At 47.7% G+C, this 16179-nt stretch carries 4 protein-coding genes; 3 read left to right on the top strand and 1 reads right to left on the bottom strand.

Annotation, left to right across the window (positions count from 1 at the left end):
* Positions 1 to 7 precede the first annotated feature (7 nt).
* Positions 8 to 985 (bottom strand): phosphoserine phosphatase, encoded by a 978-nt coding sequence (gene serB / locus LGZ98_RS01935; RefSeq protein WP_113041503.1) that lies wholly within the window; start codon positions 983 to 985, stop codon positions 8 to 10.
* A gap of 115 nt (positions 986 to 1100) precedes the next feature.
* On the opposite strand from serB, the gene LGZ98_RS01930 reads away from it, so the two are divergent.
* The 3 genes from LGZ98_RS01930 to LGZ98_RS01920 form a co-directional block, all read left to right on the top strand.
* The gene (locus LGZ98_RS01930; protein ID WP_262977626.1) at positions 1101 to 1745 is read left to right on the top strand and encodes a YtjB family periplasmic protein; all 645 of its coding nucleotides are present in this window, start codon (positions 1101 to 1103) and stop codon (positions 1743 to 1745) included.
* 551 nt (positions 1746 to 2296) lie between these two features.
* Entirely contained in the window at positions 2297 to 3961 is a 1665-nt protein-coding gene (locus tag LGZ98_RS01925) for a ShlB/FhaC/HecB family hemolysin secretion/activation protein (RefSeq protein ID WP_262977625.1), read from the top strand.
* 59 nt (positions 3962 to 4020) lie between these two features.
* Positions 4021 to 16179 (top strand): two-partner secretion domain-containing protein (locus tag LGZ98_RS01920; RefSeq protein WP_315901975.1); only part of this gene is annotated, 12159 nt, incomplete at its 3' end.

The following is a 16179-nucleotide window of genomic DNA, read 5'->3' as shown; positions in this document are numbered from 1 at the left end:
GGGTATATTAACGCTCTTCGTGTTTAAGACCGCCACTTAACACACACAATACTCCCATGAGATCAGCATGACGGATGGTCACTTTCGACTGTGCATAAACTTTCGGCTTAGCGTGGTAAGCAATACCTAACCCTGCTTTGCGGATCATCTTCAAGTCATTAGCGCCGTCACCAATCGCGACAGTTTGCTCCAATGAGATATCCAGTTTTTTTGCCAGTTTCACCAATGTGGCAGCTTTATATTTAGCATCAACAACGGGTCCTATAACCTTACCTGTCAACTTACTATTTTTTACTTCTAACTGATTGGCTACCGCAGCCACCAAACGTAAATTCTGGCGCAAATGGTCAGCAAAATAGGTAAAACCCCCCGATGCGATTGCCACATGCCAATCAAAGGATTGTAACTTACGCACCAAACTGGTCAGCCCCGGCATAAGTGGTAAATTTTCTACAACCTGTCGCAGAATATCAGCATCAGCCCCTGCCAACTGGGCAACTCGCTCCCGCAGACTATCAGAAAAATCCAGCTCTCCTTGCATTGCCCGCTCGGTAATTTCGGCTACTCTGTCACCTACGCCAGCCAAACGGGCAATTTCATCAATACATTCAATTTGAATTGCTGTTGAATCCATATCCATCACCAGCAAACCTGGGGACCGCAACCGTGGGATCTGCCCCAAAGGAACCACATCTAACCGACACTCATCAGCCAGCCGTTTAATACGAGCAGTCAAATTTCCGGCAATACGTACTACCTGATAATCATCAATACGCCATGAAGAAACGATGACAATAGCAGCACCAAGCCGATGTTGAAAATTACTAATACGTTGTTTATCCAGGCCACGGCCATATATCAACCAACCACTGTCACCCGCTCGGTAATCCAACGGCATAACTTCTTCACCACTTAACGAAAGTGGTAATCCCGGCCACTTATGGACCTCTTCCGGCAAATAGTGATAAGCCAGGTTATTAGACATTAATCCCTACTCCTGTAATCCCACATGATTTGACAGCAAAAAATTGTGCTTCAAACTATCCTCTCTGTACTGCATCTGGCAACATTGCGTTGACCAAAGCTTGGAAGAGATAACGATGATCAAAGCTAAATTAAAATTCCGACTGCATAAAACAGCTATTATCTTGATTTGCATTGCTTTATTAGTATTTCTAATGCAGGGTGTTTCTTATTTTAGCCGTTCTCACCAACAAGCCCAGATGGATCAATTTGAGGAATTGGCAAAAACCTTGGCAAAACAAGTCGCATTCAGCTTATCTGATTATATGGAGAGTGGCAGCAAAGATCTTAATAATGAGCGGATACTGGCTAATTTGCATCATCTGACGACAAACAGTCGCATACTTGATGCCAGTGTTTATCTTAATAATGGGACTCAGATTGCTCATAGCGGGGAGAACGTTTCGGTGCGGGATCGTCTATCTTTGGATGGTAAAAAAGCGGGCAGCTACTTTAACTACCAGATAGTCGTCCCCATCTCAGGAAAAGATGAGCCCAAAGGCTTTCTGCGTCTGACGCTAGATACCCACAAATTGGCAACCGAGTCCAAGCAGGTGGATAACACGACTAACTTACTCCGGATCATGATCTTACTCGCTTTAGCAATTGGTTTTATTCTGGCACATAACCTATTGCAATTAACGCCAAGTCGATGGCAACAATCGCCTTATTTACTGACAGCTAACAGTAAATCAAGTGCAAATGAAGAAGAAGAGAAATAAGATGAAAATTTCTTACTAAATCATTTTGATATTTAAACTAATAGAGGCGGTTATTTCTACCATCCCATTATCTCAGTCACTTCGTAGATGGAATTAGGGCATGGCTCGGAACATTTAATTGTTGCTAGAGCCTCCTTTGCCAAGAAATTTCATAGCCGAATAAACACGCTGTAACTAATAAAAAATCATCAATCTTAACTGAAAGAAACAAGCTCTCCCATTATAATAATAACCAAAGTAATAGTTTATTTAGTTACTTTAACTTAAATTACATAATAATATTCTCAGTGACATATATCACATATTTATCAATATATAGAATTAAATTAGAGCATTTGGCAACGTCCACATAACCAATTAATTAATAAAGCATTTTTTATTATCACTCATTTTATAACAAAACCATATCCAATTGTTTTTATTGATAATTTATAACAATCCGCATTTCTCAATTATAGCATTAAGTAATATTTACATATTGATTATTAAATCAAATTCATGACTAATAGCGCCCCAAAAATTATATGAAACGTGCGGGATGCCAAAGAATAATGAAAAAAAAGATTATTATTTTTACTAGTTTTCTTATTGTTACTACCGATGTTAAAGCCGCCGAAATTTCAGATCAGCAACTCATTCATCAACAAGAACGACAGAAAGCACTGGAAGCCCAATTAACACCACCACCGGCGGATATTCGTCTGTCTGTTCCTGAAACAGCAGTACCTTCTAAATTTCCTGACGATACGCCCTGCTTTCCCATTACGCATGTCGTTCTTGAAGGCACGGAACATTTTCCTCACTGGTTACCTTTAAAACGTTTAGCCCAACAGGGAGAAAACCAATGTCTGGGCACCCGGGGGATTAATATATTAATGACTCGGATACAAAACCGGTTAATTAATCATGGCTATGTCACTAGCAGAGTATTAGCTCCCAGTCAGGATCTTAATTCCAAGACATTAAAACTCATGATCATACCGGGCAAAATTGGGCATATTCGCTATACCGCTGAAAGTGGCAATTATATTCAACGGATAACCACATTTCCTCCCCGCGAAGGAGAGCTGCTTGACTTACGGGATATTGAGCAGGGATTAGAAAATTTACAACGTTTTCCTACCGTTCAAGCTGACATGGAAATTGTACCGAATGAACGATTAGGAGAAAGCGATATCGTGCTGAACTGGCGTCAGTCAAGACATTGGCGACTCGCTAGCTATCTGGACGATTCAGGTTCTAAAACTACCGGACGTTACCAAGGCGGATTAACTTTATATCTGGATAATCCTCTTGCGTTGAGTGATCTATTTTATATCTCCGGTGGACGCGATATTTACTCTCCTTCTGGTCGCAGCAGCAAAAACTACACCATCCACTACTCCCTACCAGTGGGATACTGGATGGCAGGCATCACTGCCAGTAATTACGATTACAACCAAAAAGTAGCCAGGCCAAATAGAGACGACAAATACAGTGGCGAAAGCAAAAACCTGAATGTCCAACTCAGCCGGATCTTGCATCGTAACGCCAGTCAAAAAACCTCGGTTAACGGCGAAATTTATCGTCGCACATCCAAAAGTTTCATTAATGACCTGGCAATCGGCGTACAGCACCGGGAAACGGCTGGCTGGAAATTGGGATTATCTCATCGTCACTATATCGGTAGTGCGACCTTGGATACCGGAGTGACCTACCAACAGGGAACACGCTGGTTTGGAGCTCAACCCGCACCAGAAGAAGTCCGTGGTGAAGCCACTGCCTTACTTAAAACAACCCAGTTTTCTGCGGCACTATCGGCACCATTTACCCTATTTTCTCAGCCATTCATCTACAAAACCCAGTACCTGCGCCAAATAAGCGCCAGAACGTTGACGCCACAGGATCAATTTTCAATTGGCAACCGCTGGACCGTACGCGGATTTGACGGCGAACGCACGCTCAATGGAGATCATGGTTGGTACAGCCGTAACGAACTGGAATGGCAAACGCCACTGAATGGTCAATCCCTATATATGGGCGTGGATTATGGCGAAATCGGTGGGCCGGGAAATGAGCAACGGCTGGGAAAACATCTGGCGGGCGGCGTTCTAGGCTATCGCGGCACTCTTAAAGGCGTGAGCTATGACCTGTTTGCCGGTATCCCGCTATCCAAACCGGATGGCTTTCAAACCTCATCAGTCACAACTGGATTCAGTGTGTACTGGCAGTACTAACTCAAAATAACAACGCAGCCAAAGTTATCGCAGATAAAAAGTGTTAGTGGAGAAAAACAATGAACAAGCATCTGTATCGTATTATCTTTAACAAAGCCCGGAACATGTTGATGGTCGTGGCCGATATTGCAACTTCCGGGCAAGGTAGTACGGTACGCCGCCGCAGTCGTCGGCAATTACCACAATGCCTTTGCCGGTTAACAGCGTTACGACTGAGTTTGTTATTGGCAACCGGCTGCATCTCCCTAACAGCGCAGGCCAATATTGTGGCCGACGGACAAGCACCGGGTAATCAGCAACCGACTATCCTGAACAGTGCAAACGGTACGCCACAAATCGATATTCAGACCCCTAACGCCGCGGGTATCTCGCGTAATACCTACAGCCAATTTGATATCGATAAACGAGGCGTCATCCTTAACAACAGTCACAATGCTGTCCAAACTCAACTGGGCGGTATGGTGGCAGGAAATCCTTGGCTTGCCAAAGCGGAAGCCAAAATCATTCTCAATGAAGTGAACAGCATTAACGCCAGTAAACTTAATGGCTGGATAGAAGTCGCCGGACAAAAAGCCGACGTTATTATTGCCAACCCGGCGGGCATCACCTGCAACGGTTGTGGATTCATTAACGCCTATCGCGCAACACTCACCACAGGACAGGCCATGATGGAACAAGGCCGACTGAAAGGCTTTGATATTGAGCGGGGAGAAGTGCGCATTGAAGAGCTAGGAATAGACAGTTCACAACAAAATTATACCGCAATTATTGCCCGCTCGGTGGTAATCAACGGCAAACTGCACGCGAAAGATCTAAAAATCACAACCGGACGTAATATCGTTGATGCTGCTCACCAGAACATTAAGAAAAAATCTGCTGACGGCAGCAAGAATCTATCATTTACGCTGGACGTAGCCGCACTCGGTGGCATGTACGCCAATAAAATCGTGCTGGTGGGTACCGAATTTGGTGTAGGGGTACGTAACGTCGGCCACATCGGAGCAATCGCTGGTGAAGTCCGCCTCACGGTTGATGGACGGATTGAGAACAGTGGCACAATTGCTGCACGAAGTCATACCACAATCAAAGCGGAGTCGATACAGAGTGCCAAAGGCAGTATTCTGGCCGCCGGAATTGATGATAAAGGGAAAGCCACGCTGCCCGGATCGCTGACACTGACCGCCAAACAGCAAATTCAGGCCAATGGACAAAACTTGGCGACCAATACTCTGGAAGTACAGAGTAAAAAGATTGATCTTAGCGGCAGCCAAACTTCTGCCAACAACATTCAACTCACTGCCAGTCAGCAAGAGATTAGCACCGCCAACGCTACAGTCACCGCTGACCGTTTTACAGCTAAAACACCAGGTCAATTTAACAATGACGGCGGCACACTGGTAGCACGAGAAATCAACTTAACGACGCCAGACTTATCCAACAAGCAGGGGAAAATTAATCAAACCGGCAACAGCGAGCTGGTACTGAACACCCAAACACTGAGTAACCACAGCGGAATCATTCTCAATGAAGGGAAACGGCTGGCTATCACCACAGGAAATCTGGACAACCGTCATGGAAAAATCGCCAATAATGGAGATGACCTGAACCTAACCGTCCACAAGGAGGCGAACAACACGGAAGGGGGGATAATTCAACTCGCCGGCAAAGGTAAACTGTCACTCAACACCCATCAATGGATAGGTGACAGCGGAGAACTGCTCTCCAATGGTAAACTGGATATACAAGCCCACAACCTGCAACTGAACAAAAAAGCAGTCACTACCGCCGACAAAATTACAATAAAAACAGATACATTAAGCCATCAGAGTGGAGTAATGCAGCAACAGAGTAAGGACAAAATGTCCCTTACTGCCAAGACGCTGAATAACCAAAATGGCGAGATTCAAAGTAATGGCAACCTGAAAATCGATGCCACCACCTTAGATAACAGCAAAGGCAAAATCGCTGCAACCGGTGGCAGCACAGAACTGATCATTGGGAAAAACATTGAAAACGTTGACGGACGAATCGAAGCCAAAACGACGCTCACCACAAAAAGTCAGGCGTTGAATAACCATCAAGGATCATTACTGGCTCAACAGATAGACAGCCAAACCAAAGGGCATAAATTCACCAACACCGCGGGACAAGTTATTGCCCAAGAAAAACTCACCCTAAACAGCGGTGAACTGGATAACACGTCTGGTTTGTTACAATCTGGCAATGACATGATAGTCAATACTCATGGACAGAAACTGACTAACACTAAAAATGGTGACGAAAAAGAGATCAAAAAAGGCACCATATTAAGCAACGGCAATCTGGAACTCCGTACAGGAGATATCAACAACACCGCCGGCATTATCTCTGCTAAAGGAAAAACCACCCTTAACGCCGGTAACGTTGACAATACCGACGGCCAACTCTTATCACAACAGATGGCGGAACTGACCACACAGGCATTAAATAACACTCGTGGACAGATCCAATCAGAGTCAAGCCTGTTGCTGGATACCCAAAACCAAGCCCTGACCAATACCGACAGTGGCAAAACTGGCGGTATTATTGCTAAAGACTCATTACGTATTTCCAGTGGTAAACTGACTAATAACTCGGGCGCTATCCTTGGTCATGGCATTCACATCAACACCCATGAACAACGGCTAAGCAACCAAAAAGGCACCATAGAGAGCAAGAAAAATCTGCAACTTGACAGTGGAGAACTCGACAGTACCAGTGGACAAATAAAATCTGATGGCAACATGACATTAGACACCCACGGGAAAAAGCTCACCACCGCAAAAAGCAGCGACACTGGTGGCGTGGCCAGTAAGGGAATACTCACCTTAAAGACAGGCGAGATAGACAACCACGATGGCACCATCACTGGAACAGGGACGACAACGATAACGGGTGGAGAACTCCACAACCAACGAGGAAAACTTGTCAGCAAAACCAGCTCCCTGACATTAACGGTAAACAACACTGACAACAGCGGTGGACTACTGCAATCTGCGGGTGATCTGACACTGGATACGCAAGGTAGGCTGCTAACCAACACCAACAGCGGCAAAGACCGGGGCATAATCAGCATAGGCAACATGAAGCTGACAACCCAAGGCGTTAACAACGATGCGGGCCTAATCCATGCGGGTAAAAACCTGATCCTTGACGGGCAAAAAGGAACCATAACCAACCGCAATAGCCAGCCTCATCAGGGTATCCGTAGCTCAGGAGACTTGACGCTGACTGCAAGTGGTATTGATAACCATCAAGGATCTGTAGAAGCGGATAAACAACTCACCGTGACATCCGGGACCGTTGACAATACCGGTGGCCTGTTGAAATCCGGCACAATCCTGTCGCTCAACATCCAAGGCCAAAAGCTGATTAACGCACAGAGCGAAGAAAAACGCGGTATCCGCAGCGGCAGTGATCTGACACTGGAAGCCGGTGAAATTGATAACACCGCTGGCGTGATAGATTCACAAGGTGAAACCACGCTGACTAGCCAAAACCTCAACAACACCAGTGGTAAAATCCTCTCGCGGAAAAAAGCCAATCTGACAACACAAGCAGTCAACAACCAAAGTGGACAGATACAATCCGCAACCCGTCTGAAATTAGATACACAACAGCATGAACTCACTAACACCGATAGCGGTAAAAACGGCGGAATCATCGCGGAAGATGCCTTGGAACTGACTACCGGTAAACTGATCAATGACCGCGGATCTATCCGTGGCGGTGAAACCCACATTAACACCCATCAGCAAGCGCTAAACAATGTGGCTGGCACCATAGTCAGTAAGAAAAATCTAAAACTCGATAGCGGAGAACTTAACAGTACCGGCGGGAGAATAGAGTCCACCGGCGATATGACGCTGACCACTGGCGATATTGACAACCAAGACGGTGTGATTATTGGTACAGGAACAACAACCGTAACCGGCGGTGAACTAAAAAACCAAGGCGGAACCCTCGCCAGTGAAACCAACACACTCACATTGACCGTGAAAAAAACCGACAACAGTGGCGGCCTGTTGAAATCTGCGGGTGATCTGACACTCGATACACAAGGTAAGCTACTGACTAACCTCAACAGTGGCAAAACCGGGGGCATAATCGGTGCAGGCAATGTCAAGCTGACGGCTCAAGGCATCAATAATGAAGCTGGCTGGATCCATGCGGATAAAAACCTGACTCTAGATGGACAACAAGGCAAAATAACCAACCGCAACAGCCAACCTGAACAGGGGATCTCAAGCCTGGGAGAGTTGACAATAACCGCAGGCACCATCGATAACCAACAGGGAAGAGTTATCGCCGATAAGCAGCTCAACGTGACATCAACAGGTACCGTTGATAATACCAGCGGTAAAATGCTCAGCCAGCATCAACAACTGGCACTGAATACCGGCGAACTGAATAACACAAGTGGTCTGCTGCAATCCAACACCACCCTTTCACTCAACACCCACGGCCAAAAGCTGACTAATACGCAAAGTGGGGATGACCTCGGCATACTCAGCGGCAGTGATCTGACACTGGACGCCGGTGAAATTGATAACACCGCTGGCGTGATAGATTCACAAGGTGAAATCACGCTGACTAGCCAAAACCTCAACAATACCGACGGTAAAATCCTCTCGCGGAAAAAAGCCGATCTGACAACACAAGCGGTCAACAACCAAAGTGGACAGATACAATCCGCAACCCGTCTGAAATTAGATACACAACAGCATGAACTCACTAACACCGATAGCGGTAAAAACGGCGGAATCATCGCGGAAGATGCCTTGGAACTGACTACCGGTAAACTGATCAATGACCGCGGATCTATCCGTGGCGGTGAAACCCACATTAACACCCATCAGCAAGCGCTAAACAATGTGGCTGGCACCATAACCAGTAAGAAAAATTTAAAGCTCGATAGCGGCGAGTTAGACAGTACTGGCGGGAGAATAGAATCTACCGGTGATGGTGATATCACACTGGACACACATGGAAAAAAACTGACCACCGCCAAAAGCGGCAAAACCGGTGGCGTTATCAGTACAGGAACATTGATGCTGACCACTGGTGAAATCGACAACCAAGATGGTTTTATCAAAGGTAGAGGAACAACCACCGTTAACTCTGGTGAACTTAAAAACCAAGGCGGAACTCTCTCCAGTGAAACCAGCACACTCACATTGACCGTGAAAAAAACCGACAACAGCGGCGGCCTGTTGAAATCCAAGGGTGATCTGACACTCGATACACAAGGTGAGCTACTGACTAACCTCAACAGTGGCAAAACCGGGGGCATAATCGGTACAGGCAATGTCAAGCTGACGGCTCAAGGCATCAATAATGAAGCTGGCTGGATCCACGCGGATAAAAACCTGACTCTAGATGGACAACAAGGCAAAATAACCAACCGCAACAGCCAACCTGAACAGGGGATCTCAAGCCTGGGAGAGTTGACAATAACCGCAGGCACCATCGATAACCAACAGGGAAGAGTTATCGCCGATAAGCAGCTCAACGTGACATCAACAGGAGCCGTTGATAATACCAGCGGTAAAATGGTCAGCCAGCATCAACAACTCACCATGAATACCGGTGAACTGAATAACACGAGTGGTTTGCTGCAATCCAAAACAACCCTTTATCTTAACACCCACGGCCAAAAGCTGACTAATACACAAAGCGGGGATGACCTCGGCATACGCAGCGACAGTGACCTGACTCTGGAAGCCGGTGAAATTGATAACACCGCTGGCAAGATAGATTCACAAGGCAAAACCACGCTAACTAGCCAAAACCTCAACAACACTGACGGTAAAATCCTCTCGAAAGGAAAAGCTGATCTGACAACACAAGCGGTCAACAACCAACGTGGGCTGATACAATCCTCAGCCAGTCTGAAATTAGATACACAACAGCATGAACTCACCAACACCGATAGCGGTAAAAACGGGATCGTCGCAGAAGATGCCTTGGAACTGACTACCGGTAAACTGATCAATGACCGCGGCGATATTCGTGGTAACGAAACCCACATTAACACTCATCAGCAAGCACTAAACAACTTGGCTGGCACCATATTCAGTAAGAAAAATCTAAAACTTGATAGCGGAGAACTTAACAGTACTGGCGGGAGAATAGAGTCTACCGGCGATATGACGCTGGACACGCATGGAGAAAAACTGACCTCAGCCAAAAGCGGTGATACCGGTGGCGTTATCAGTAAAGGAACATTAACGCTAACCACTGGCGAGATCGACAACCAAGACGGTGTGATTATCGGTACAGGAACAACGACCGTTACCGGTGGTGAACTGAAAAACCAAGGCGGGACCCTCGCCAGTGAAACCAGCATACTCACCTTAACCGTGAAAAAAACCGATAACAGTGACGGCCTGTTACAATCCAAGGGTGATCTGACACTCAATACACAAGGTGAGCTACTGACTAACCTCAACAGTGGCAAGACCGGGGGCATAATCGGTGCGGGCAATGTCAATCTGACCGCTCAAGGCATCAATAATGAAGCGGGTCTGATTCGTGCGGATAAAAACCTAACTCTAAATGGACAACAAGGCAAAATAACCAACCGCAACAGCCAACCTGACCAAGGGATCTCAAGCCTGGGAGAGTTAACAATAACTGCGGGCACTATCGATAACCAACAGGGAAGAGTTATCGCCGATAAGCAGCTCAACGTGACATCAACAGGCACCGTTGATAATACAAACGGTAAAATGCTCAGCCAGCATCAACAACTGGAACTAAATACCGGCGAACTGAATAACGCCGGTGGTCTGTTGCAATCCAACACCACCCTTTCACTCAACACTCACGGACAGAAGCTGATTAACACTCAAAGCGGGGATAAACACGGTATCCGCAGCGGCAGTGATCTGACACTGGACGCCGGTGAAATTGATAACACCGCTGGCGTGATAGATTCACAAGGTGAAACCACGCTAACCGGCCAAAACCTCAACAATACCGACGGTAAAATCCTCTCGAAAGGAAAAGCCGATCTGACAACACAAGCGGTCAACAACCAACGTGGGCTGATACAATCCTCAGCCAATCTGAAACTGGATACCCAACAGCAGAAACTAACGAATACCGATAGTGGAGAACTTAACGGAATCCTCGCACGGGATAGCCTAAAACTGATTACAGGTGAACTCATCAATGATCTCGGATATATCCGTGGCGATGAAACTCACATCAATTCTCATCAACAGACATTAAGCAATCTAACTGGCACTATAGTCAGTAAGAAAAACCTACAACTCGATAGCGGCAAGTTAGACAGTACCGGTGGACTAATAAAGTCTGGCGGCAACATGACGCTAGATACTCACGGAGAAAAACTGACCAACGCCAAAAGCGGCGATAACCGTGGCGTTATCAGTAAAGGGACAATGATCCTCACTACCGGTGAAATCGACAATCAGGATGGTGCGATCATCGGTACAGGAACAACGACAGTTACTAGTGGTGAACTGAAAAACCAAGGCGGAACACTCACCAGCGAAAAAGATGCGCTGACATTATCGGTGAACCAAACTGACAACAGCGGCGGCCTATTGCAATCCGCAGGTAAACTTACTCTTGATACACACGGCCATTCCCTGACGAATAAAAACAGTGGTGATAAGGGCGGCATTCGCAGCCAAGGCGACATATTCATTACCAGCAGTGATTTACATAATCAGGCCGGCATGATTACCAGTCGTAAAATCGCAACCCTGAACACTGCCGCCGTGAATAATACTCAGGGCACTATTGCTGGTACTCAACAGATAAAACTCACTACCCAAGCATTCAATAACCAGCAAGGCACCGTCGATTCTGATGGCAACCTGAATCTCAACACTCAAGGCCAACGCCTGAATAACACCGGCGACAAAGATAAATCAGGCGAATTCTCTGCTCGCGGAGATTTAACACTGGATATCGGTGAGTTAAACAACGACGCTGGTTTTATCGCCGCGGATGGCAAAACTAAGATTACCAGTACAACCCTCACCAATAAAAAAGGACTGATTGCTGGCAATAGCGGACTAAAGATTCATAGTCAAACGCTTATCAACAACAATGGCTCATTGAAGTCAGCAAAAACCGTCAATATTGACACAAACGGGCAGCTACTGAACAACCAGCATGGCCGTATTATTGGCGATGACAACACCACCGTGACCAGTGGCAAACTGAATAACCAACACGGACACATTCAGGGCAAAAAACTCACCATCGACGCCGGGCAAGCCGATACGGATAACCAGGACGGTAAGCTATTATCAACAGACACCATGAGCCTGAATACCCTACAACTCGACAACCGCCGCGGGCAGGTCAACGCCGTAGGTGACACGACGATTAACGCGCGAAAACAAACGAACAACACTGGCGGTTTTATCCACAGTGACCAACAACTGACACTCAAAACAGCAGAACTCATTAACCGGGAGACTAATCACCCTGACCAGGGTACCGAAGCCCAAGACCTGATAATTGAAGCTCAACAGGTGGATAACACCCAGGGAACATTACAGGGAGTCAACCGCCTGCAAGCCATCATTAACCAGTCGCTGAAAAACGAACAAGGATTGGTTTCTGGTGGAAAACAACTCACCATCGAAGATAAAACCCAGAAACTGACGGTGAATAACCAACAAGGCACACTGATTGGAAGTGAAAAGGTCAATATTAAAGCCAATGCCTTGAGCGGTGACGGTCAAACCTTATCGCAGGGCGATATGGAAGTGAAATTAAAACAGGACTTCCACAACACTGGTAACATCGCCGCCGACGGTAAGCTGTCTCTGGAAACCGACAGCAACATTATCAATGACAGCACAATTAAAGCCGGGCAAACATTGCATCTGGGAGCCCAAAACCTCACCAATACCCAGACTGCGGAAATCAGTGCCAAGCAAACCGAAGTCAACGTCCGCAACACACTGACCAACACGGGGTTCATTGACGGCGAACTGACCCATCTCACCGCCAAAGTACTGGACAACACCGGAACCGGACGTATTTACGGTGACCAAATAGCCCTCAAGACTGGCACTCTCAATAACACAGCGAAAGATGGCAAAGCCGCTGTCATTGCCGCCCGAGACCAATTAGATATCGGTACCGGAACCCTCAACAACAGTGACCATGCCCTGATTTACAGCGTGGGTGACATGCGCATTGGTGGACAACTGGATGAGAACCTAACTGCTACTAGTCAGGCCGGGATGCTCGACAACGACGCGGCAACCATTGAGGCCGGTGGTAACTTAAGTATTGATGCCGCTATTATCAAAAATACCAACAAAGGTCTAGTCACCCAAGTCGTCGAAACAGAAAAATCCCAGCGCCATGAAGCGGTATTAAGCGGCCACACCACCCGCTATGACTGGTCACAAGTAGACACTTCTTACAGTAACAAATACGGAGTACACACCGCTGTTATGCCGGATGGTAGCAGTGATGATGAGTTTTACGAGTACCGATATACCCGTACCATCAATGAAACCCAGATAAAAGAGAATGAGCCGGGTAAAATCCTGTCCGGGGGTAATATGACCCTGAACAGCACAATGCTAACCAACAACGACAGTCAAATCGTGGCAGGCGGAACCCTGAGCGGTGATATTGACGAATTGCGCAATAACGCCACCAAAGGCGAACGTATCATCACGGATGAAGGTAGCGAAATCCGTTGGTATGCCAAAAAGAAAAAACGTCGATTCAGAGGAACCAAAACCTCCCAAGGAAAAGACTGGGACGACTATAACCCAGCACCGATAACCGAAACCATTGACCTGAAAGCCCTAGCCTGGCAGGGCAACACTCGTCCAAACTCTACCGGCATAACAATAGGTGACAGGCAGACAAGCCGTGTTCAAAGTGCGCCAACCGGGATTAATCTGACCCCAAGAATGGCGGAAGCCGGTGAAGTTACGTTCACAAATGCCACTATCAACACCATCACACTGCCGAACAGGGACATACTGATTGATCGTCCATTACTTTCTCCTACGAGCCAACAAACTGAGCAGGTATTACCATCCGGCACAGTAACACTACCGAACAGAGACGCACTCACTGAACACCCAATACTTTCTCCTACAGGCCAACAAACTGAGCAGATATTATCGTCCGGTACAGTGGCACTACCAAACAGAGACGCACTCACTGAACACGCAATACTTTCTCCTACGAGCCAACAAACTGAGCAGGTATTATCGTCCGGCGCAGTGGCACTACCAAACAGAGATGCACTGACTGAACACCCGGTACTTCCCCCCGCTCAACAAACTGAACGGGTACTCCCCCCTGTGACGGTCACTCTACCCCATAGTGGTACATTAGATGAGCGCCCGCTGGTGTTACCAACAGGCCAACAATTTGAACTAACGCTACCGTCTGATAACGTTAAAGGCCAAAGCGTCGAACCCCTTATCCGTATCGTTGCTCCAGACACCCGCTTGCCGAACAACAGCCTGTTTGTCGTACAACCGAGCAGTGACAGCCATTATTTGGTGGAGACCGACCCTAAATTCACCCAATACAAAAAGTGGCTAGGCACGGATTACATGCAACAACAGTTAACCCACGACCCGGCATTGGCACACAAACGCCTGGGCGATGGGTTCTACGAACAGCGCTTGGTGCGTGATCAAATCACCCAACTGACCGGGCAGCGTTATCTGGCGGGCCACAACAACGATGAAACTCAGTTCAAAGCGCTCATGGAAGCCGGCGTTGCCTTCAGCAAACGGCAGCAACTTACCCCCGGTATTGCACTGAGCCCATCGCAGATGGCACTGCTCACCTCAGACATTATCTGGTTGACCAACCGGACCGTGACTCTGGCCGATGGCACAAAACAAACCGTGACCGTGCCACAAGTCTACGCTCGCGTGAATAAAGGCGACTTGACCGGTGACGGTGCCCTGCTCTCCGGTAAAAACGTGACAATAAATAGCCGAGGAGATATCACCAACAGCGGCGCCATCAGAGGACGTGAAATCACCCAACTGACAGCAAACAATCTAACCAACAGCGGCTTTATCCAAAGCGGTAAAGTGGATTTAACCGCTCGGCAGGACATCACCAACCTCGGCGGACAAATTCGGGGCCACGACCGCGTTTCCGCGCTGGCAAACCGGGATATCACCAGTGCCTCTACCCTGCGCGGAGAAGGTGCTGACCGCTGGCTGGATCGACCCGCGGGCATTTATGTCCAGAATGACAACGGCACTTTAGCGCTGAAAGCCCTCAACAACATCCGTCTCACGGCCAGTGAAGTAAATAACGCGGGCAAAGACGGCCAGACAGAGATAACCGCGGGCCTCGACCTGACTCTGGACACCCTGCGCACTCATCGCACAGAAAACAGTGACTGGGGGAGCGACAACTATCGCCATCTGACACAACAACGTGACGTCGGTAGCCAAATAACCACCGCCGGTAACCTGGCACTGCGAGCGGGCAATAACCTCAATGCTACTGCGGCTAACGTGAGCGCTGGTCAACAACTTACCGCTCAGGCCGGGAACAACATCACCCTAGATGCCGGTACCGCCTCATCAGACCTGGTAGAACACAGCAAGCAGACCAGTAAAGGCTTACTCTCCAAATCCTCTGTCGAAACCCACGATGAGGTGCATGAACGCCGGGCGCAGAGCACCACGCTCAGCGGCGACAGCGTAACCCTACAAACCGGGAATGACCTCAACATCATCGGCAGTAACGTGGCTGGCACTCAGGATGTTAATCTGGCCGCAGGCAATCAGCTCACCATCACCACCGCTGATGAAGCCCGTCATGAAACGCACTTCAAGCAAGAGAAAAAATCCGGTCTGATGGGGACCGGCGGTATCGACTTCACCATCGGCAAAGCCAGCCAAAAATCCACCACCGATATCGACAGTAACCTTAACAAAGGCAGCACGGTAGGCAGCAGCCAGGGCAGTGTGACATTCAGCGCCGGAAAACAGCTCAACCTTCACGGCAGTGATGTCGTGGCGGGCCGCGATACGCAACTTTCCGGCCAAAACATTAACATCACCAGCGCGGAAAACAGTCATACCGCTATCACTAAAACCGAACAGAAACAAAGCGGCCTGACCGTGGCGCTGTCCGGCACCGCAGGCGGGGCCCTGAATTCCGCAGTTCAAACGGTTCAAGCCGCCAACAATGAAAGTGACAGC

Origin of the sequence: Photorhabdus kayaii (genome assembly GCF_025384895.1) — a bacterium.
Taxonomy (GTDB): domain Bacteria; phylum Pseudomonadota; class Gammaproteobacteria; order Enterobacterales; family Enterobacteriaceae; genus Photorhabdus; species Photorhabdus kayaii.
This window is presented reverse-complemented; position numbering and strand designations above follow the sequence as displayed.